At 48.2% G+C, this 20,402-nt stretch carries 17 protein-coding genes and 1 pseudogene; all 18 read left to right on the top strand.

Annotated elements, in window-relative coordinates; translation table 11 throughout:
• Positions 1-138: 138 nt before the first annotated feature.
• Positions 139-2,001 (top strand): AAA family ATPase, encoded by a 1,863-nt coding sequence (locus tag T359_RS0110410; protein WP_026517434.1) that lies wholly within the window; start codon positions 139-141, stop codon positions 1,999-2,001.
• Positions 2,002-2,159: 158 nt separating this feature from the next.
• The gene (gene uvrB, locus T359_RS0110405) at positions 2,160-4,151 is read left to right on the top strand and encodes an excinuclease ABC subunit UvrB (protein WP_026517433.1); all 1,992 of its coding nucleotides are present in this window, start codon (positions 2,160-2,162) and stop codon (positions 4,149-4,151) included.
• Between the two features lie 37 nt (positions 4,152-4,188).
• Positions 4,189-7,065, top strand: coding sequence for an excinuclease ABC subunit UvrA (gene uvrA / locus T359_RS0110400; RefSeq protein WP_051545274.1), 2,877 nt, complete (start codon positions 4,189-4,191; stop codon positions 7,063-7,065).
• A gap of 188 nt (positions 7,066-7,253) precedes the next feature.
• Positions 7,254-8,246 carry a rod shape-determining protein gene (locus T359_RS0110395; protein ID WP_022778642.1) on the top strand — a complete coding sequence of 331 codons (993 nt, stop codon included), beginning with the start codon at positions 7,254-7,256 and terminating at the stop codon, positions 8,244-8,246.
• A gap of 65 nt (positions 8,247-8,311) precedes the next feature.
• Positions 8,312-9,139, top strand: a complete 828-nt coding sequence (locus T359_RS0110390; protein WP_026517431.1) for a flagellar hook-basal body protein — start codon at positions 8,312-8,314, stop codon at positions 9,137-9,139.
• An 80-nt stretch (positions 9,140-9,219) separates the two neighbouring features.
• The gene (locus T359_RS0110385) at positions 9,220-10,044 is read left to right on the top strand and encodes a flagellar hook-basal body protein (RefSeq protein WP_026517430.1); all 825 of its coding nucleotides are present in this window, start codon (positions 9,220-9,222) and stop codon (positions 10,042-10,044) included.
• A 22-nt stretch (positions 10,045-10,066) separates the two neighbouring features.
• Positions 10,067-10,447 (top strand): hypothetical protein, encoded by a 381-nt coding sequence (locus T359_RS0110380; protein WP_026517429.1) that lies wholly within the window; start codon positions 10,067-10,069, stop codon positions 10,445-10,447.
• Between the two features lie 92 nt (positions 10,448-10,539).
• Complete coding sequence (gene recD2 / locus T359_RS0110375; protein WP_330370184.1) at positions 10,540-12,798, top strand: SF1B family DNA helicase RecD2; 2,259 nt, start codon at positions 10,540-10,542, stop codon at positions 12,796-12,798.
• Positions 12,799-12,834: 36 nt separating this feature from the next.
• Positions 12,835-13,068: pseudogene (locus tag T359_RS23465) on the top strand (double zinc ribbon domain-containing protein); the annotation flags it as partial.
• A 45-nt stretch (positions 13,069-13,113) separates the two neighbouring features.
• Complete coding sequence (locus tag T359_RS0110370) at positions 13,114-13,596, top strand: ComF family protein (RefSeq protein WP_197027088.1); 483 nt, start codon at positions 13,114-13,116, stop codon at positions 13,594-13,596.
• Between the two features lie 21 nt (positions 13,597-13,617).
• Entirely contained in the window at positions 13,618-14,025 is a 408-nt protein-coding gene (locus tag T359_RS0110365) for a flagellar protein (protein ID WP_026517426.1), read from the top strand.
• 9 nt (positions 14,026-14,034) lie between these two features.
• Positions 14,035-14,454, top strand: coding sequence for a hypothetical protein (locus T359_RS0110360; RefSeq protein WP_026517425.1), 420 nt, complete (start codon positions 14,035-14,037; stop codon positions 14,452-14,454).
• Positions 14,432-15,373 (top strand): hypothetical protein, encoded by a 942-nt coding sequence (locus tag T359_RS0110355; protein ID WP_026517424.1) that lies wholly within the window; start codon positions 14,432-14,434, stop codon positions 15,371-15,373. The genes T359_RS0110360 and T359_RS0110355 overlap by 23 nt, the downstream gene beginning before the upstream one ends.
• 9 nt (positions 15,374-15,382) lie before the next feature.
• Positions 15,383-16,249 carry a diadenylate cyclase CdaA gene (gene cdaA, locus T359_RS0110350; RefSeq protein WP_026517423.1) on the top strand — a complete coding sequence of 289 codons (867 nt, stop codon included), beginning with the start codon at positions 15,383-15,385 and terminating at the stop codon, positions 16,247-16,249.
• Positions 16,246-17,523, top strand: coding sequence for a CdaR family protein (locus T359_RS0110345; protein WP_026517422.1), 1,278 nt, complete (start codon positions 16,246-16,248; stop codon positions 17,521-17,523). Before cdaA ends, T359_RS0110345 begins: the two co-directional genes overlap by 4 nt.
• 27 nt (positions 17,524-17,550) lie before the next feature.
• A complete protein-coding gene (gene glmM, locus T359_RS0110340) occupies positions 17,551-18,900 on the top strand; it encodes a phosphoglucosamine mutase (protein WP_026517421.1) in 1,350 nt (449 codons plus the stop codon).
• Complete coding sequence (locus T359_RS0110335; RefSeq protein WP_026517420.1) at positions 18,901-19,164, top strand: HPr family phosphocarrier protein; 264 nt, start codon at positions 18,901-18,903, stop codon at positions 19,162-19,164.
• 55 nt (positions 19,165-19,219) lie between these two features.
• Positions 19,220-20,398: a DUF3048 domain-containing protein gene (locus T359_RS0110330; RefSeq protein ID WP_026517419.1), complete on the top strand. Its 1,179-nt coding sequence runs from the start codon at positions 19,220-19,222 to the stop codon at positions 20,396-20,398.
• Positions 20,399-20,402 lie beyond the last annotated feature (4 nt).

The following is a 20,402-nucleotide window of genomic DNA, read 5'->3' as shown; positions in this document are numbered from 1 at the left end:
TGTGCCCCGTGCCCATTCCCCAGCGCACAAAACTGTGAATGGTAACGAACTTTATTGATGCGTGATTGATATAGTTCGTGATAATTGATATAATATTCCTGAAAACATAATTGTTTTCGCAAAAAGGAGATATTAATTATGTCAAAATGCAGGGAAAAAGCGTCAGAATGGGGAATTACAATACGTGCTGTAAACAAGTTGTGCAAGGAAGGCAAAGTCAAAGGGGCCAAAAAAATAGGCAGAGACTGGATAATACCGGATGATGCTACAAAACCGGAAGATGGCCGTGTTGTCAGCGGGAAGTATATAAAGACTGTTTCTCAAAAAGAAAAGAAACCGCTTCCTATTGGCATATCTGATTACATCCGTGCAAAGTCTGAGTACTATTATGTTGATAAGACCCTGCTAATCCGTGATTTTCTGGATAAAAAGGCATTGGTATCTCTATTTACCAGACCCAGGCGTTTTGGCAAAACCATGAATATGGATATGCTTAGAGTTTTCTTTGAAATATCGGACGAAGATACTGCGAAATATTTCGAAGATACCGCCATATGGAAATGTGATCAAAAGTATAAGAATCATCAGGGAAAATATCCTGTGATTTTTCTGACTTTTAAGGATGTAAAATTTGACTCCTGGGAGGCTACTTTTGCTAAAATATCAGAGCTTATACAGGACGAATATGGCAGACATACAGTACTTAGGAAAAGCAGTAGGCTTGAAAAGTACGAAAAAGAGTATTTTGAAAAAGTTCTTTCCGGAAATGTAAATGAAGTCGAGTTGTCATCATCACTTCAAAAGCTCTCAAAGATGCTGGGTGAACATTATGGTGTAGCGCCTATTATAATCATTGATGAGTACGATACCCCCATACAGGAAGGCTACTCCAAGGAATTCTATGATGAGATTATTGGATTTATGCGCAATTTCTTCTCAGGCGCGTTTAAAGACAACCGTAATCTCTCATACGGATTTTTAACAGGCATTTTGAGGATTGCACAGGAAAGCATTTTCAGCGGTTTGAACAATCTGGCTGTAAATACAGTCATGGATGAAGAATACGATAGCTTTTTTGGATTTACAAAACCTGAGATCAAAGAGATGCTGGCTTATTACGGTGTGTCAGATAAAGAAACTGAGCTGGGCGACTGGTATGATGGCTATATGTTTGGATCCAGAGAGATATATAATCCCTGGTCAGTGATCAATTATCTGTCCAAAGGTTGTCTGCCTCAGGCTTATTGGATAAATACGGGGAAAAATGAAGTGTTGGATGATGTGCTGAAAGGTGCCACTGAGGATGTCACGGAGAAATTGTCCGCCCTTTTACAGGGAGAGCGTGTCATTGCAAAGATCAATCAAAATGTTGTGTATCGGTCTCTTACAGAAAATCCTGCCAATATATACAGTATTCTTCTTGTCGCAGGATATTTAAAGCCTACTAAGAAGGAATTGCAAGGCGATGGTTCATGGCTCTGTGAGGTTGCAATTCCCAATAGGGAAATCGCTGCTGTTTACAAAAATGAAATACTCTCACATCTTGTTGAAATTGGTGCGGTGGGAATCACCACAGCTGACAAAATAGCCGAAAGCCTGTATGCATCGGATTTTGCTAAACTCCAGGATGGAATCACAGACTACATGAATAAAAGCATAAGCTTCTATGACTCCGGAGCAGAGGGATTTTATCATGGTTTGGTGCTTGGCTTAATAGCCCTGATGGACAATCAGTATAAGATTAAGTCCAATAGAGAATCCGGTGATGGAAGATATGACATAAGTCTTTTTCCACATAACAGGAAATATCCCGGTATCATCATGGAGCTAAAGTCGGATAAAGGCTTAAATGACAACGAATTGGAAGCATTATCAGAAGAAGCACTTGCTCAGATAGATGAAAAAAAATATGACATGGAGATGCTGGATGATGGAATAACTACTATTTTGAAACTTGGAATTGCATTTTCCGGAAAAAAAGTAAAGATCAGAAGGAGATAGAAAGAAAAGAGCTTGCCATATTGAAGGAGTTGAAAACTGATAAGTAAATAAATTGTGAATTTTTATAATGGCGAACAAATGTTTGCGGGACGAATGAAAGTGTGTTATACTAGTCTGCAACAGTTAAATTGCAGTTTTCTTTTTGAGGGACCAGATAAATGGATTTCAAACTGAGTTCAGAATTTAAGCCTACCGGGGATCAGCCCCAGGCTATAAAGGAACTGGTGGAGGGCTTCAAGGCCGGCAATCAGTTCGAGACCCTGCTGGGTGTCACCGGCTCCGGTAAGACCTTTACCATGGCCAATGTCATTGCGGCGCTGAATAAGCCCACTCTGATCATATCCCATAACAAGACCCTGGCAGCTCAGCTCTACGGCGAGTTCAAGGAATTTTTCCCCGAGAACGCCGTGGAATATTTTGTCAGTTACTACGATTATTACCAGCCTGAGGCCTACGTGCCCCAGACTGATACTTATATTGCCAAGGATTCATCTATCAATGACGAGATCGATAAGCTCCGTCTCTCTGCCACAGCCTCCCTTTCCGAGAGGAACGACGTCATCGTTGTGGCCAGCGTATCCTGCATCTACGGCCTTGGTAGCCCTGAGGAATTCAAGGGCATGTCCATATCCCTTCGTCCCGGCATGCAGAAGGACAGGGATGACCTGCTGAAGGACCTGGTGGCCATCCAGTACATGAGAAACGACCTGGAGCTGGACCGCTGCAACTTCAGAGTTCGCGGCGACACAGTGGAGATTTTCCCTGCCAACGCCGATGATTACCTGATCAGAGTAGAGTTCTTCGGAGATGAGATCGACAGGATCACAGAGATCGAGCCCGTCACCGCCAAGGTAAGGCACGAGCTGACCCACGTCATGATCTACCCCGCCTCCCATTACGTTGTTCCCCAGGAAAAAATCAACGCTGCCTGCGACAATATCGAGAAGGAGCTGGAGGAGCAGATCAAGTTCTTTAAGGGAGAGGACAGGCTTATCGAGGCCCAGAGAATTTCCGAGAGGACCAACTTCGATGTGGAGATGATGAGAGAGACCGGCTTCTGTTCCGGAATCGAGAACTACTCAAGGCATCTTAACTTCATGCCTCCGGGAGAGCCGCCCCTGACCCTCCTTGACTTCTTTGACAGAGACTTTCTTATTATCGTGGATGAGTCCCATATGACCATCCCCCAGATAGGAGCCATGTACCACGGCGACAGGAGCAGGAAGCTGACCCTGGTGGACTACGGCTTCAGACTTCCCTCGGCCCTGGACAACAGGCCTCTTAACTTCGAGGAATTCGAGGGGCATATTGATCAGATGCTGTTCTGCTCAGCCACACCGGGCAAATATGAGGAGGAGCATGAGCTTCTTCGCACTGAGCAGGTTATCAGACCCACGGGACTTCTTGATCCCGAGGTGGATGTGCGCCCCGTTGAGGGCCAGATAGATGACCTCCTTGGGGAGATCAGAACCGAGGTGGACAAGAAGAACAAGGTTCTTATCACCACCCTTACCAAGCGCATGGCGGAGGACCTCACGGAATACCTGGCGGAGTCAGGAGTCCGTGTTAAGTATCTCCATTCAGATATAGATACTCTGGAGAGATCAGAGATCATCAGGGATATGAGACTTGATGTTTTTGACGTTCTCGTTGGAATCAACCTCCTTAGAGAGGGACTGGATATCCCGGAGATTTCTCTTGTGGCTATCCTTGATGCGGATAAAGAGGGCTTCCTTCGTTCCGAGACCTCCCTTATCCAGACCATAGGCCGAGCTGCCCGTAACGCAGAGGGCCGCGTCATCATGTACGCCGACAACATGACCGACTCCATGCAGAAGGCCATCGACGAGACCGCCAGACGACGCAAGATCCAGCAGAAATACAACGAGGAGCATGGCATCACCCCTCAGACCATCAAGAAGGCGGTCCGTGACCTTATCGCAGTCACCAAGGCCGTTGCCAAGGAAGAGGTTAAATTCGAAAAGGATCCTGAATCCATGAACGAGGAAGAGCTGGAGAAGCTCATCGCTCAGGTTCAGAAGAAGATGAAGAAAGCCGCCACAGAGCTGGATTTCGAGACTGCGGCAGAGCTTCGTGACAAGATGATAGAGCTTAAGAAAGTATATAACGAAATGACCGAGGGCAAATAACCCGAAAGGAATCAGTATGGCTGAAAAGAAGACCAATATGACCAAAAAGAACACCACCACCAAGAGGATTCTTCCCTCTGACATCCATGACTACATCAGGGTCCGTGGTGCCAATGAACATAACCTTAAAAATGTTAATGTGAAGATCCCCAGGGAGACTCTGACCGTTTTCACCGGCCTTTCCGGCTCCGGCAAGTCCTCTCTGGCTTTCGATACCATTTTTGCCGAGGGACAGCGCAGGTACATGGAGTCACTGTCCTCCTACGCGAGAATGTTCTTAGGACAGATGGATAAGCCCAACGTTGAGCGCATTGAGGGACTTTCCCCCACTATTTCCATCGACCAGAAATCCACCAACAAGAACCCCAGATCCACCGTGGGCACCGTCACTGAGATCTACGACCACTTCAGACTTCTTTATGCCAGGATCGGTATCCCTCACTGCCCCAACTGCGGCCGTGAGATCAGACGCCAGACCGTGGATGAGATGTGCGACCAAATCATAGCTCTGGGAGAGGGCACCAAGCTCCAGATCCTTGCTCCCGTTGTCAGGGGTAAAAAGGGTGAACACGCCAAGACCCTGGACAGAGCTAAGCGCGCAGGCTACGTCAGAGCCCGCATCGACGGCAGCCAGTACGAGCTCACCGAGGAAGAAATCAAGCTTGATAAGAACATCAAGCATAGCATAGAGATAATCGTAGACCGTATCGTGGTCCATGAGGACAACGAGAACTTAAGGAGACGACTTACTGACTCCGTGGAGAACGCCCTGGCACTGGCCGAGGGCCTTCTTCTGGTGGACGTTGTGGATGGAGAGGAGCTGAGCTTTAGCCAGAACTTCGCCTGCCCGGACTGCGGTGTCAGTATTCCTGAGATCGAGCCCAGGAGCTTCTCTTTCAACAACCCCTTCGGAGCCTGTCCGGACTGCTTCGGCCTTGGCTACAAGATGGAGTTTGACGAGGACCTCATGATCCCGGATAAGTCCCTGTCCCTTAACGACGGCTGTATCGTGGTCATGGGCTGGCAGTCCTCCAACAAGGACGGCAGTTTCTCCAACGCAGTTCTGAAGCACCTGGCAAAAGAGTATAAGTTCAGCCTTGATACTCCCTATCAGGACCTTCCCGAGGATATCAGACACATGCTTATCCACGGCTCCGACAGAACCGTTATGGTCCACTACAAGGGCCAGCGCGGCGAGGGAGATTACCCCATCAAGTTCGACGGTCTTATCAAGAACGTTGAGCAGCGCTACAAGGAGACCTTCTCTGAGTCCGCCAAGGCAGAGTACGAGCAGTACATGAGATTTACTCCCTGCGCCCTCTGCGGAGGCCAGAGACTTAAGAAGGAAGCCCTGGCGGTTACAGTTGATAACAAGAACATCTATGAGATCACATCCATGTCCATAGATGAGCTTTCCACATATCTTGAGGAGCTGAAGCTCACTCCCCAGCAGGAGATGATCGGCTCCCAGGTTCTCAAGGAGATAAGGGCAAGAGTAGGCTTCCTTGTGGATGTAGGACTTGATTACCTTTCTCTTTCAAGAGCCACAGGAACTCTCTCCGGCGGCGAAGCCCAGAGAATCAGACTGGCAACCCAGATAGGTTCCGGTCTTTGCGGAGTGTGCTATATCCTGGATGAGCCCAGTATCGGTCTTCACCAGAGGGATAACGACAAGCTCCTTAACACTCTGAAGAACCTTCGCGACCTGGGTAACACCCTCATTGTGGTTGAGCACGACGAGGATACCATGAGGGAAGCGGACTACATCGTGGACGTTGGCCCCGGTGCCGGCTCCCACGGAGGCAAGATCGTGGCCTGCGGTACCGCCGAGGAAATCATGAAGGTAAAAGAGTCCATCACAGGACAGTACCTCTCCGGCAAGCTCAAGATCGAGGTTCCCTCCGAGCGCAGAGAGCCCAAGGGGTGGCTTAAGGTCATCGGAGCCCAGGAGAACAACCTCAAGAATATCGATGTGGAGATCCCCATCGGAGTTATGACCATAGTTACCGGTGTTTCTGGCTCCGGCAAGAGCTCACTGGTAAATGAGATAGTATACAAGCGCCTTGCCAGGGACCTTAACAGAGCAAGACTCATCCCCGGCAAGCACAAGAATATAGAGGGTATAGACCAGGTGGACAAGGTCATCGCCATTGACCAGTCCCCCATCGGAAGAACCCCAAGGTCTAACCCCGCCACCTACACCGGTGTCTTTGACATGATAAGAGATCTCTTTGCGGGCACGCCCGATGCCAAGACCAGGGGCTACAAGAAGGGACGTTTCTCTTTCAACGTCAAGGGCGGACGCTGCGAAGCCTGCGGCGGTGACGGAATCATCAAGATCGAGATGCACTTTTTACCTGACGTATATGTACCCTGCGAGGTCTGCGGCGGCAAGCGCTACAACCACGAGACCCTGGAGGTCAAGTACAAGGGTAAGAGCATCTACGACGTCCTTGATATGACCGTTGAGGAGGCCCTGACCTTCTTTGAGAACGTCAAGACCATCAAGCGCAAGATCCAGACCCTCTATGATGTGGGCCTTGGCTATGTAAAGCTTGGTCAGCCCAGTACAGAGCTCTCCGGCGGTGAGGCCCAGAGAATCAAGCTTGCCACAGAGCTTTCCAAGGTAGGCACCGGCAAGACTGTCTACATCCTGGATGAGCCCACCACAGGACTTCACTTTGCGGATGTCCAGAAGCTGGTTAAGATCATGCACAAGCTGGTGGAGCAGGGCAACACCGTAATCGTCATCGAGCACAACCTTGACGTTATCAAGACCGGTGACTACATCATCGACATGGGCCCCGAGGGCGGCTCCAAGGGCGGAACCGTGGTAGTACAGGGCACCCCCGAGACCGTGGCCAAGTGCAAGAAGTCCTTTACCGGCGCCTACATCAAAAAGATGCTTAAGTGATTACCATTTTTACTCTAAATATTGAGAGAAAAGTGACCGATAATATAAAAGAGGGAATGTCACCCCTTTAAAAATGCGATAATTTAGTTTATAATGCATATGATATTGTAAATTTTATTATCCACGCCTATGCTCTATCGGAGTTTATAGACGTTTTTGTTTGATTTTGAAAGGGGCATTCGTTAATTATGCAGTACGCAGATATTGGAATCGATTTGGGAACAGCTTCCGTACTTGTTTATATCAGAGGCAAGGGAGTTGTATTGAAGGAGCCCTCAGTAGTAGCTTATGACAGAGACACTGAGGAGATAAAGGCTATCGGTGAGGATGCAAGACTGATGCTTGGCCGTACTCCCGGCAATATTGTAGCAGTAAGACCCCTTAGACAGGGCGTTATTTCCAATTACAAGATCACAGAGCAGATGATGCGCTACTTTATCAAGAAGGCCATCGGACGCAGGATCCACCGCAAGCCCTTCATCGCCGTATGTGTACCTTCAGGTGCCACAGAGGTTGAGAAGAAGGCCGTTGAGGATGCAACAAGACTTTGCGGAGCCAGAGAGGTTAAGACCATAGAGGAGCCTATCGCAGCAGCTATCGGTGCAGGAATCGATATCACCAAGCCCTGCGGCAACATGATCGTTGATATAGGCGGCGGTACATCTGATATCGCAGTTATTTCCCTGGGTTCCACCGTAGAGAGCACCTCAGTTAAGGTGGCAGGTGATGACTTCGACGAGGCTATTGTCAGATATATGAGAAAGAAGCACAACCTTCTCATCGGACCTCGTACAGCAGAGGATATCAAGATCAAGATCGGTACAGCTTATCCAAGAGCTGAGAACGACTACCTTGATGTCAGAGGAAGAAACCTTCTTTCAGGACTTCCCAAGACAGTAAGAGTTTCCTCAGAGGAGACAGAAGAGGCGCTGAAGGAGCCCACATCTCAGATCATTGAGGCTATCCACAGCGTTCTGGAGAGCACACCTCCGGAGCTTTCATCAGATATCGCCGAGAGAGGTATCGTTCTCACAGGTGGTGGAGCACTTCTTCGTGGCCTTGAGGATCTTATATATTCCAAGACCGGTATCAATACCATGACTGCTGAGGATCCTATGACAGCGGTGGCTATCGGAACCGGCCGTTACGTGGAGTTCATTGCGGGCTACCACGAGGATTAAGAAATCCGCACACTGTTCACGGACCGAACAGGCAAAAAGGCTATGGACGGCATGAGGACAATTGCATGGTAAAAGGTCTCTACACTGCTTACACAGGTATGATCAATGAACAGCACAGAATGGATGTGCTCACCAACAATCTGGCCAATGCCAATACCAACGGTTACAAAAAGGAAGGCGCAACTTCACAGTCTTTCAATGATCAGCTTGCGCTCAAAATTAAAGATTATACTGACGCCCCGCTTACAGCTCGTAGGCTGGGCGTTATTAATCCCGGTGTAAAAATTGGTGAAGGCTATGTTGACTGGACAGAAGGCCCCATGAGGGAGACAGGCAACACCTTTGACCTTGCCATAGGCGGCTACGGTTTCTTTGGAATCGAGTACACCAACAAGGCCAAGAACATCGAGATAGATATTCCCAATGTCACCCAGATCATGTACACCAGAGACGGTGACTTCACCCTCACTTCCGAGGGCGTTCTTGTTACTCAGGACGGCGACTTTGTCCTTGATCAGGACGGTCAGCATATCCAGATCAATCCCGATTTAGACGTTGATATAAATACCAGAGGCGAGCTTATCCAGGACGGAGCAGTGGTGGCAACCATCGGACGCTTTGATTTTGCCAAGACCATTTATCCCGACGGAAGGTTCAGCTATGACACCTTAGAGCACTACGGGGAAAATATGTATATCGCCACGGACCAGGCGGAGCAGATCGACGCCACAGGCCAGATCTATGCGGGATTTTTGGAGCAGTCCAACGTATCCGTTGTGGATGAGATGGTTACCATGATCGCGGTTCAGAGAAACTACGATACCAACCAGAGAATGATCACCACAGTGGACGAGACCCTTGATATAGCAGTTAACCAGCTGGGCAAGCTGTAAGAAGATTTCATTTTTAATAATCTTTTTATAATTTAAGTGCAAATATCTGCCGATAAAAAAGTAAGAGGGAGGTACTTGCTATGGTACGAAGCTTATGGTCAGCAGCTACAGGAATGAACGCTCAGCAGACAAATGTTGATACTATCGCCAACAACCTGGCGAACGTCAACACCACGGGCTACAAGGCTCAGGGCGCTCAGTTCAAGTCTCTTCTATACCAGGAGTTACAGACCGTGACAAGTACGGCCAACGGAACTCCAAAGCCTACTAATTCCCAGGTGGGACTTGGAGTACGTACGTCATCCATCAATCAGTATTTTTCCCAGGGCTCATTCCAGACCAGCGATAATCCGGCAGCTGTGGCACTCAGCGGTGACGGCTTCTTCAGTTATCTTGATGCCGACGGTGAAACCCAGCTATACACCAGAAACGGTAACTTTACCTGGGCTCTTCAGGAGACAGGAGGAGACACACTGGTGCTCACAACAGCTGAAGGAAATCTCGTTCTTAGCACTGATGGAGAACAGATCGAGATGCCGGGAGCCATCGCCAGCAGAATTACCATCGGCGGTGACGGTTCCATCTACTATCCCGATGATCAGGGCGTCCCACAGGATCAGGGGATGAAGATCGGTATCTGGCAGTTCAGAAACAGAGAAGGACTTGAGAGAGTAGGAAGCGCGGCCTGGAAAGAGACTGCGGCCAGTGGAGAAGCAATTCTCGAGGAAGAGGCTGACGACATTAAAAAGAGTGAGATAGTCCAGGGCTATCTTGAAGGCTCCAACGTAAACGTAGCAACAGAGATGGTTAACCTCATCGTTGCCCAGAGAGCCTATGAAATGAATTCAACAGCGATCCAGACCACAGACGAGATGATGCAGACAGCTAATCAGCTGAAGAGGTAATAGATAATGAGGGGAGTAAAATATGGCAGGACTTGATATCACCGGACTTGGTGCCCAGGCGCTAACCGAATATGCCATGGAGGAAAGCAAAAATGCCAGTACTCAGGCCATAAAGAGCAAAATCCAGAACACCTCTGCCCAGTCCACGGACTCAGAGCTGTGGGAGGCCTGCAAGAGCTTCGAGGCCTACTTCCTTGAGCAGATGTTCAAGGAGATGCAGAAATCCGTAGATGCCATGAAGCCCGAGAGAGGCGACCAGAGTACAGAAACACTGGTGGACTACTTCAAGGATCAGACCCTTCAGGATCTGTGCGCAACCTCAGCGGATATGCAGAGTAACGGCTTTGCCGCCATGCTTTACGAGAACCTGAAACGGACCTACAACATCCCCGACGAACAATAGTAAATTAAAGATGATGATTACAGGAGAGCTTCCGATTATTCGGAGGCTTTCTTTTTGCTTTTTATTCGACAATCTATGCTATAATGTTCACCATGGAAAATGAGAAAGAAATAATCAAAGGATTCGTAGAACATTTTATATATAAATCATCTGATACCGGCTATGGTGTCCTGAACCTTATCACCGACGAGGAGGACCTGACCTGCGTGGGCAATTTCAAGGACGTGGACGTGGGAGATGCCCTGGAGGTAGAGGGCGTAATGGTGAACCACAAGGTTTACGGCGTTCAGCTCAAGGTCACAAGCTACAAGATCGTCGTTCCCGACGACGCCGTGTCCATGCAGAGATACCTGGGCTCCGGCGCCATCAAGGGCATCGGTGAAGCCCTGGCGGCCAGGATCGTCAAGAAGTTCGGGGAGGACACCTTCAGGATCATCGAGGAGGAACCGGAGCGCCTTGAGGAGGTCAAGGGTATCAGTGAGAAAAAAGCCATAGACATCGCCATGCAGATGGCCGAGAAAAAGGAAATGCGTGATGCCATGATCTTCCTTCAGAAGTACGGCATCACCAACACCATGGCGGTTAAAATCTATAATAATTACGGCGCCAGGATCTACTCCATCCTCATGGAGAACCCCTACCAGCTGGCGGATGACATCAGTGGCATCGGTTTTAAGACTGCCGATGAGATCGCAGCCAAGGTGGGCATCAGAGTAGATTCCGAGTACCGCATCAAATCAGCTATCATGTATGCCCTTTTGCAGGGTTCTCTTGACGGCAATACCTATCTTCCCCTTGATGAGCTTATAAGTAAGACCATAGAGCTTCTTTCCTCCGGCGAAGAATTCGCCCTGGACGAGGGCATGGTCCGTACCCAGATATACAATCTTATGATGGATAAAAAGCTTGTCATCAAGGGTGAGGGACAGGTCTTTGCCTCCGGCTATTTCTATGAGGAGCAGGGCTGCGCAGTGATGCTTCATGACCTTAATCTGGCTGAGACCGTCACCGCCGCAGAGGAAGAAAATTATAAAAAGAGCATCCTGGAGATAGAGAAAAAAAGAGGCATTGAGCTGGATGATCTTCAGAGAGAGGCCGTTGTTAAGAGCATCTCCAACGGTATCGTCATAATCACCGGAGGCCCCGGCACAGGTAAGACCACCACCATCAATACCATCATCAGCTATTACGCCAGCCAGGGTCTTGATATCATGCTGGCAGCCCCCACGGGCCGCGCTGCCAAGCGTATGACTGAGGCCACAGGCTACGAAGCCAGGACTATCCACAGACTTCTTGAAGTCTCCGGCCAGTCCATGGATGATGACAAGGAGGGAAGGGGTGTCCACTTTGAAAGAAACAGGGATAACCCCCTGGAGGCCGATGCCATCATTATCGACGAGATGTCCATGGTGGATATCCACCTTTTTTATGCCCTGCTTAAGGCTCTGGTGCCCGGAACCCATCTTATCCTGGTAGGTGACAGCTCCCAGCTTCCCAGCGTAGGACCGGGACAGGTTCTCTCGGACCTGATAAAGAGCGGCAGGTTCCCCACCATTATTTTGCAGAAGATCTTCAGACAGGCTGAGGAGAGCGACATCGTTATGAACGCCCACAGGATCCACAACGGAGAGCAGCCTGTTCTTGATAATAAGAGCAAGGACTTCTTTTTCCTGGAAAGAAGCGATGCCAACGTGGTCTACAAGCATATGGTGCAGCTGATCAGGGACAAGCTCCCGGGCTACGTTGATGCCACGCCTTATGACATCCAGGTGCTGACCCCCATGAGAAAAGGGCCCCTGGGTGCCATTCAGCTCAACAGCATCCTGCAGGAGTACCTGAATCCTCCGGATAAGAGCAAAAAGGAGCACGTGGCCGGGGATGTGACCTTCCGCGAGGGAGACAAGGTCATGCAGATAAAGAACAATTATCAGGCCCAGTGGAAAGTCCTTGGTAAGTTCAACACCGAGGTGGATTCCGGCATGGGAATCTTCAACGGCGACATGGGAATCATCAAGGAGATCAACGAATTTTCCCAGGATCTTACCGTTGAATACGACGAGCACAGGCTTGTGAGATATCAGTTCTTTGAACTGGACGAGATCGAGCTGTCCTATGCCATCACCATCCACAAGTCCCAGGGAAGTGAGTATCCGGCGGTAATCATGCCCATACTGGGTGGCCCCAGGATGCTCCTTAACAGAAACCTTCTTTACACAGGAATAACCAGAGCCCGCAGCACCGTATGTATCCTGGGCAGCAGGCAGACCCTGACGGAGATGGTGGACAATGAGCAGCAGCTTTGCCGTTACACGGGACTTCGGGAGAGAATCCATGAAGTCTTCGCGGACTGATTTAGTTAAAAAGAATTTGGAAGGAATTTTTTTACCATAGATATCAGAAAGTTAGAAAGGATATATGAGGAGGCACTATCTCTGATCTATCCGCGGCGCTGTCCCATCTGCGACCGCATCGTTAACCCCGTGGAGTTCTTTGACGGGAAGATCGTTACAGGCAGGCTCATACATCCCAAGTGTCATAAGAAAATAAAATACGTCAAAGGTCCCACCTGTCTTAAATGCGGCAAGCCTTTGCAGGGTGAGGGGCAGCAGGAGGCCTTTTGCAGGGACTGCAGCACCGTGGCCCACGAGTACACCAGGGGCTTTTCGGTGTTTGAATACAGAAGCATAGCTTCTTCAGTCTACAGGTTCAAATACAAGGGCCGGCAGGAATATGCGCATTTTTATGCAAAAGAGGCCTCGAGGCTTCTTGGGAAAAAACTCAAGAAACTGGGGATAGAAGCGGTGATTCCCGTGCCCATGTATGAGGGCAAGAAAAACAAACGAGGCTACAATCAGGCGGAGATTTTTGCAAGGGAAATTTCTCGAAATCTTGGCATAAAAGAATATGAAAATATTATAAAGAGAATCTCAAATACCCGTCCAATGAAGGAACTCAGCGCCCGGGACCGCCGCAATAATTTGAAAAAGGCTTTTATTATAGGCCAAAATGATGTAAAATTTAAGTGCATACTGATTATTGATGACATCTATACAACTGGAAGTACCATTGATGAGATCGCCCATGAGTTTCGGATGGCAGGATGTGAGAAAATATACTTTCTGACACTCTCCATCGGGCAAACTACTTAAAATATATGGAGGTCAAGCTTTATGAACTTACGGAATTGTGCAAGATGCGGAAAAATGTTTAATTATGTAGCAGGCCAGCCTATTTGTGAGCCTTGCAAAAAGGCCCTTGAAGATGATTTCCAAAAGGTTAAGGCGTACATTGAGGAAAATCCCAGAGCCAGCCTGAGACAGATTTCTGAGGATAATCAGGTTACAACCAAGCAGATCCAGACATGGATCCGTGAAGAGAGACTTATGTTCTCCAAGGATTCTCCACTCCAGCTTACGTGTGAGAACTGCGGTGAACTTATACAAACAGGAAGATTCTGTGCTAAGTGTAAGACAAGCATGGCCAACAATCTTAACGATACCTTTGCCAAGCCCAAGCCTGCACTTCAGCAGCCGGTTAAGCAGGAGAAGAAGGCCGGAATGCGCTTCCTGGATACCTAAGGAGCTGCAATGTTAAATGAGGAAAGAGTCATTTTGATGACCAAAATGGCTGCATTTGTAGACCGTGAGGGTAAGAAGAATAACGCCATCAACTCCTATTTCAGGAGTGATTACGTGGGACTCAACGTTCTTAAATCAGTGATCAGTGCCACGGTGGTGTTTTTTATCTTCATTGGTAGCTACGTGCTTTTTAACTTCGCCGATGTGCTGGCGAACATCTATAATACAGAAAATTTACTGGCTGTAGGCAGGAGGTTACTTATATATTACCTCCTGCTTGTTGGCGTGTATTCTCTTGCATCATATGTCATTTATTCCTATCGGTATTCTAAAATGCGCAAGAGTATGAAGGCATATTATGGAGACTTAAAAAAATTAGCGAGAATGTACGAAAAGGATAGAGAAGATGACAGCGTTACTAGAGATTAAGCAGTATATCATAAGATTTTATCAGAAAAATGAAACTTACCTGACCTATATATGGAAGTTCCTTCTTGCACTTATTTCAATAGCAATGATCAATAATAAGCTCGGATATATGAATGCTCTTACCAACATTGCTATCGTTCTTATGGCAGCACTTCTTTGTGCTATACTTCCACCCAACTTTATCGTGGTGGTTTCAGCCGTTTTCATTGTGGGACATCTGTATTCCGTCTCTGCCCAGAGTGCCCTGATTGCAGTAATTGTATTCCTTCTGATGTTTCTGCTGTATTTCAGATTTTCACCTAAGGATACACTGGCTGTACTTTTGACTCCCATTATGTATTTCCTGCATCTGCCTTATGTGATGCCCCTTGCCATGGGACTTCTTGGAGGCCCCACCTCAGTGGTATCCGTTTCCTTCGGTCTTATCATTGCTTACATGATCGTATTTTTCTCAGGAAACGCAGCATCTCTCGGAATCGAGGGTGTTGAGGAGGCAGCAAGCCAGTTCCAGTCCGTTATTACCGGAATCACCGGCAACAAGACCATGATCGTTATGATCGGAGCCTTCGCCGTTACACTTATTGTGGTTTATATCATCCGCAGAACCTCCATTGACAATGCATGGAAGATCGCCATCGCAGCAGGTTCTGTTTGTCTCATCATCAGTACCCTTGTGGGAGATCTGGTGACAGAGGCTCAGATTTCACTCTTCGGAGTTATCGTGGGAACTCTCGTTTCAGCCCTGCTTATGCTGGTGGTTGAGTTCTTCGCCTTCAACCTCGACTACACCAGGACCGAGAAGGTTCAGTTCGAGGATGACGAGTATTACTACTACGTCAAGGCAGTTCCCAAGGTTACACTTTCAGCTCCCGAGAGAAGAGTCAAGAAGATCAACAAAGCTAACCAGAGACGCAGATAAGGAACTATAATGCAACCAATAGAATCGTTATTTGATTTTAACAGAACAACGCTGCACATGCCGCAGATGAGGTGGCCGGATTTCGTTGAGATTTTTATCATCGCATTTCTGGTTTACCATATCCTGGTATGGGCGAAGAACACCAGACTATGGTCTCTCCTGAAGGGGATCATAGTTATTCTTGTGTTTATACTTATTGCAGCTCTGTTCAATATGTCCACCATCCTCTGGATCGTTGGAAGAGCCTTCGGTATCGCATTTACGGCCATGGTTGTCATCCTGCAGCCGGAGCTTCGTAAGGCCCTGGAGGAACTGGGAAGGAAAAAGTTTTTTGCCAACATTCTTGCCCTGGGTGATCCCAAGACAGAGGGCAGATTTTCAGACAAGACCCTTAACGAGATAACAAGGGCCTGTGTAGAGATGGCCAAGGTAAGAACCGGTGCTCTTATAGTCATCGAGCAGAGCCATCCCCTTACTGAGTACGAGCGCACAGGAATTGACGTGGACGGTATCGTCACCAGTCAGCTCCTTATCAATATTTTTGAGCACAACACTCCTCTTCACGACGGAGCTGTTATCATCCGCGGAGACAGGATCACCTCCGCCACCTGCTATCTGCCCCTTTCAGACAATATGGGCATTGGAAAAGAGCTGGGAACAAGACACCGTGCCGGTGTGGGCGTATCCGAGGCTACAGATTCCCTGACCATCATTGTTTCCGAAGAAACAGGTAAGATAAGCGTAGCCTACGAGGGCGAGCTTGAGAGAGCTGTGGACAGTGACAGACTCAGAGAGCGCCTGCGCTACATTCAGAACAAGCGAACAATAGAAGCTCCGGTGAAGCATTTTGCCAGAAAGGCCAAGGTGAAGAAATGAAAAAATTGACGGCCAATTGGGGACTTAAGCTGGCTTCACTGATCTTCGCCGTAATAGTGTGGTTTTTGATCACCAATATCAATGATCCCGTGACTTCAGTCCGCTATACCAACATTCCGGTTACACTTAAGAACACCAACCTTATTACAGATCAGGGCCAGGTGTACACAGTACTGGACGGCAGTGACACCATCAGCAGTGTTACCATTTTTGCCCCAAGATCCATAATCGATTCCCTGAACCAGAACAACATCGTGGCTACAGCGGATCTTCAGGATCTGTCCAGTCTGAATACAGTTAGTATTCAGGTTATTACCAACAAATATTATGACAAGATTGAGAGCATAACCCCCAGTTCTTCAGTGGTGAAGCTCAGCGTTGAGAGGAAGGCCTCCAAGTCCCTTGCTCTTTCAGCCACCACCTCAGGAACTCTCACGGACGGTTATGTTATAGGTGATGTTTCCACCGAGCAGAACATGATCAGGATCAGCGGTCCCGAATCTGTTGTAGGCAGCGTCAAATATGCCGCTGTTGACGTAGATGTGACGGGATTCACCTCCAATATCGGAACCGACGCGGACATCGTTCTTTATGATGCCAACGGCGATACTATCGACAGCACTTCTGTTTCCATGAACATCAAGACGGTCAGAGTCAACGTAGTTATCTATGAGACCAAGTATGTGCCTCTTAACTTTGTGGTTAAGGGCGAGCCCGCCACAGGCCATATGCTGACCGGAAGAGTAGAGAAGAATCCTACCGAGGTTCTCATCGCCGGCAGAAGCAGTACCCTTGCAGGCATAAATGAGATCAGAATCGATGATGAAGCGGTGGACGTAACAGGCTTCACCGGCAACCTGAATGCATCCGTGGATGTTTCCAAGTATCTTCCAAACGGTGTGACCCTTGCAGATGACGATTATAACGGCATGGCATCCGTAGTGGTTTATGTGGAGGCGATTGCCACCAAGACCCTTGATGTGGACATAGGCCACGTGGGGCTCAAGAATCAGGTTGAGGGCTTCAACATAGAAGTTGATGACTCAGAATATAACACAGTGTCCTTGACACTTCAGGGACTTAAGGCTACACTTGATACCCTTGATGAATCAGATCTCAACGGTACCGTGGATGTGGAGAAGGTCATCCAGAACAACAATCTGGATCATCTCTCAGAGGGCACATACAGTGCGGCTGTTGACTGGGTACTTCCTGACGGCGTCACAGTTAAGACTCCTGTGGAAGTATATGTCAAGGTTGAGAAAAAAGACTAATTTATTCAGATTATAAGAGGTTTTAAAATGAGCAGATTATTTGGAACAGACGGCGTAAGAGGTGTTGCAAACGATGAACTCACACCACTTCTTGCGATGCAGCTTGGACAGGCCGGAGCCTATGTCCTTTCTAAAGAGGTTAATCACAGACCCACCATCATGGTTGGCTGCGATACCAGACTTTCCGGAGATATGTTGGCAAGTGCCCTTATGGCAGGAGCTTGTTCCGTCGGAGCAGATGTAGTTAATGTTGGTGTCATCCCCACACCGGGAGTGGCTTACCTTACTCAGAAGTACAGGGTAGATGCCGGAGTTGTTATCTCTGCATCCCACAACCCTATGGAATTCAACGGAATCAAGTTCTTTGACGGCAACGGCTTCAAGCTTCCCGACGAGCTGGAGGACGAGATCGAGGCCCTTATCAGAAACAATATGGAGGGGGTTAAGATGCCCACCGGCGCCGGAGTCGGCAGGATCAAGGTCCGCACCGATGCAAAAGAGGAGTATATCAACCACAACCTTAACACCGTTGATATCAACCTCAGAGGAATGAAGATTGTTATGGACTGCGCAGAGGGCGCATCCTCCTATACTTCCGTAGAGGCCATCAGACAGCTTGGTGCAGATGTTGTGGTTATCCACAACAATCCTGACGGAACCAATATCAATGCTAACTGTGGTTCCACACACATGGAAGAGCTTAAGGGAAGAGTAGTAACCGAGAAGGCTGCCATTGGTCTTGCTTTTGACGGAGACGCAGACAGATTCCTGGCTGTGGATGAGAACGGCAAGATGGTTGACGGCGACGAGATCATGGCAATCGTAGGCAAGCATATGAAGAACAAGGGTAAGCTTGCCAAGAATACAATCGTAGCAACTGTTATGAGTAACCTGGGCTTCTTCAAGATGGCCGAGAGAGAGGGTATTCAGATCGACAAGACCAAGGTCGGCGACAGATACGTTCTTGAGCACATGAAGGAGATCGGAGCCAATCTTGGCGGTGAGCAGTCAGGACACATTATTTTCCTTGACGAGAACACCACAGGAGACGGACTTCTTTCAGCCCTTCATCTTCTTGAGGTCATGGTGGATACAGGCAAGCCTCTTTCAGAGCTGGCATCAATAATGCAGGTTATGCCTCAGGCCCTTGTAAACGCCCATGTACCTACCCACAAGAAGGATGCATACATGGAGTATCCTGAAATAGCAGGTGCTATCGAAGAACTTGAGAAGAAGTTCGCGGGAGACGGCCGAGTTCTTATCAGACCGTCAGGCACAGAGCCCCTTGTCAGAGTTATGATCGAGGGCAAGGATCAGGAACAGATAGAAGAGGAAGCAAAGAAACTGGCTAAGCTGATTGAGGAGGTTATGCTCTAAATGGTAAGTCAAAAAGTGGTTATATCCAATCCCACCGGACTTCACCTTCGTCCTGCTGGGAACTTGTGCAAAGTGGCTATGAATTACAAGTCACACATTACATTCAGTTATGGTGAGAATACAGCCAACGCCAAGAGCGTACTTAGTGTATTGGGGGCATGCATTAAGTGTGGTGATGAGCTGGAGTTCAAATGCGAAGGAATCGACGAAGAGGAGGCTCTGGCCGCTCTGGTTGAGGCTATCGAGAATGGACTTGGCGAATAAGTCGCCTTGTGTTAAAATCTGTTAGGCATTTTTTTTAGAGAGGAATTTTTGGGTTATGAAAAGAGTTAAGACACTGTTACTTGCAGGTCTTTTAACTGCGTCACTTGTCGGCTGCGGAAGCGATGATGAGGCTGCAGTTACAGGACTTAGTATTGAGAAACTTGAGGATATTCAGGAGGTAGTTGAGACTCCTGCAGAGGAGGCTTCCGTAGAGGAAGAGGTCATCGATGAGGATGCTCCTCCGGCAGAGGGCATGGTTCGCAGCTACTTCACCAACGAGTGGGTTGACGAAGCTGTCAACGAGAACAGACCACTGGCTGTTATGTACCCTATCAACAAGGAGGCACAGCCACAGTACGGACTCAGCAATGTAGCTGTTTTCTATGAGATCATGGAAGAGGGCAGCATGAGCCGTCAGATGGGTATCCTGGAGAACTGGGAGGGACTTTCCCAGATCGGTAATATCAGAAGTATCCGTGATTACTTTGTATATGCAGCTCTTGAGTACGATCCGATCATTGTTCACTACGGCGGACCGGAGCTTTATGTTAAGACTATTCTTACAAGAGATGATGTTGACAACCTCAACGGTGTCGGCGGTGTTATGGGTTCTGACTACGGCGCATTCTTCAGAATTCCTGAGGGAAGCACTTCAGAGCACACAGCCTTCACAGATGCATCTCATGTAACTTCAGCTATAGAGAAGGCAGGCTTCTCCAAGACCCACAGAGACAAGTTCGAGGGTCAGGCACACTTCAACTTCACAGGTTACACAAGCCCCAACACACTGGCTGATTATCCTGACGCTGTTGATGCCACAGAGATCAACATGGCAAGCTCTTTCCCTGTTACCAAGTCAGCACTTACCTATGATCCCGAGAAAGAGGTATATCTCAAGACTCTTTACGGCAACAAGCAGGTAGATGCTCTCACCGGTGAGCAGCTTGCATTTTCAAATGTTATCATCCAGAGAACCTACCACGAGGTTCGTGATGACAACGGATATCTTGCTTATCAGATGCACGACTCCACAAGAGACGGCTACTATATCACCAAGGGCAAGATGATCCACATTACCTGGTCCAAGAGTGATGACTACGCACCTACAACTTACTTCGATGACAACGGCCAGGAGATAACCCTTAACACAGGTAAGACAATGATCTTCGTTATTCAGGAGAAGGGCGGATCATTCTCTAAGTTCGAGGTTAACGGAACAACATATGCTGATTGATCAT

This window comes from Butyrivibrio sp. MC2021 (assembly GCF_000621605.1).
Taxonomy (GTDB): domain Bacteria; phylum Bacillota; class Clostridia; order Lachnospirales; family Lachnospiraceae; genus Butyrivibrio.
The sequence above is the reverse complement of the archived record's forward strand: the minus strand, read 5'-3'. Positions and strand labels throughout refer to the sequence as shown.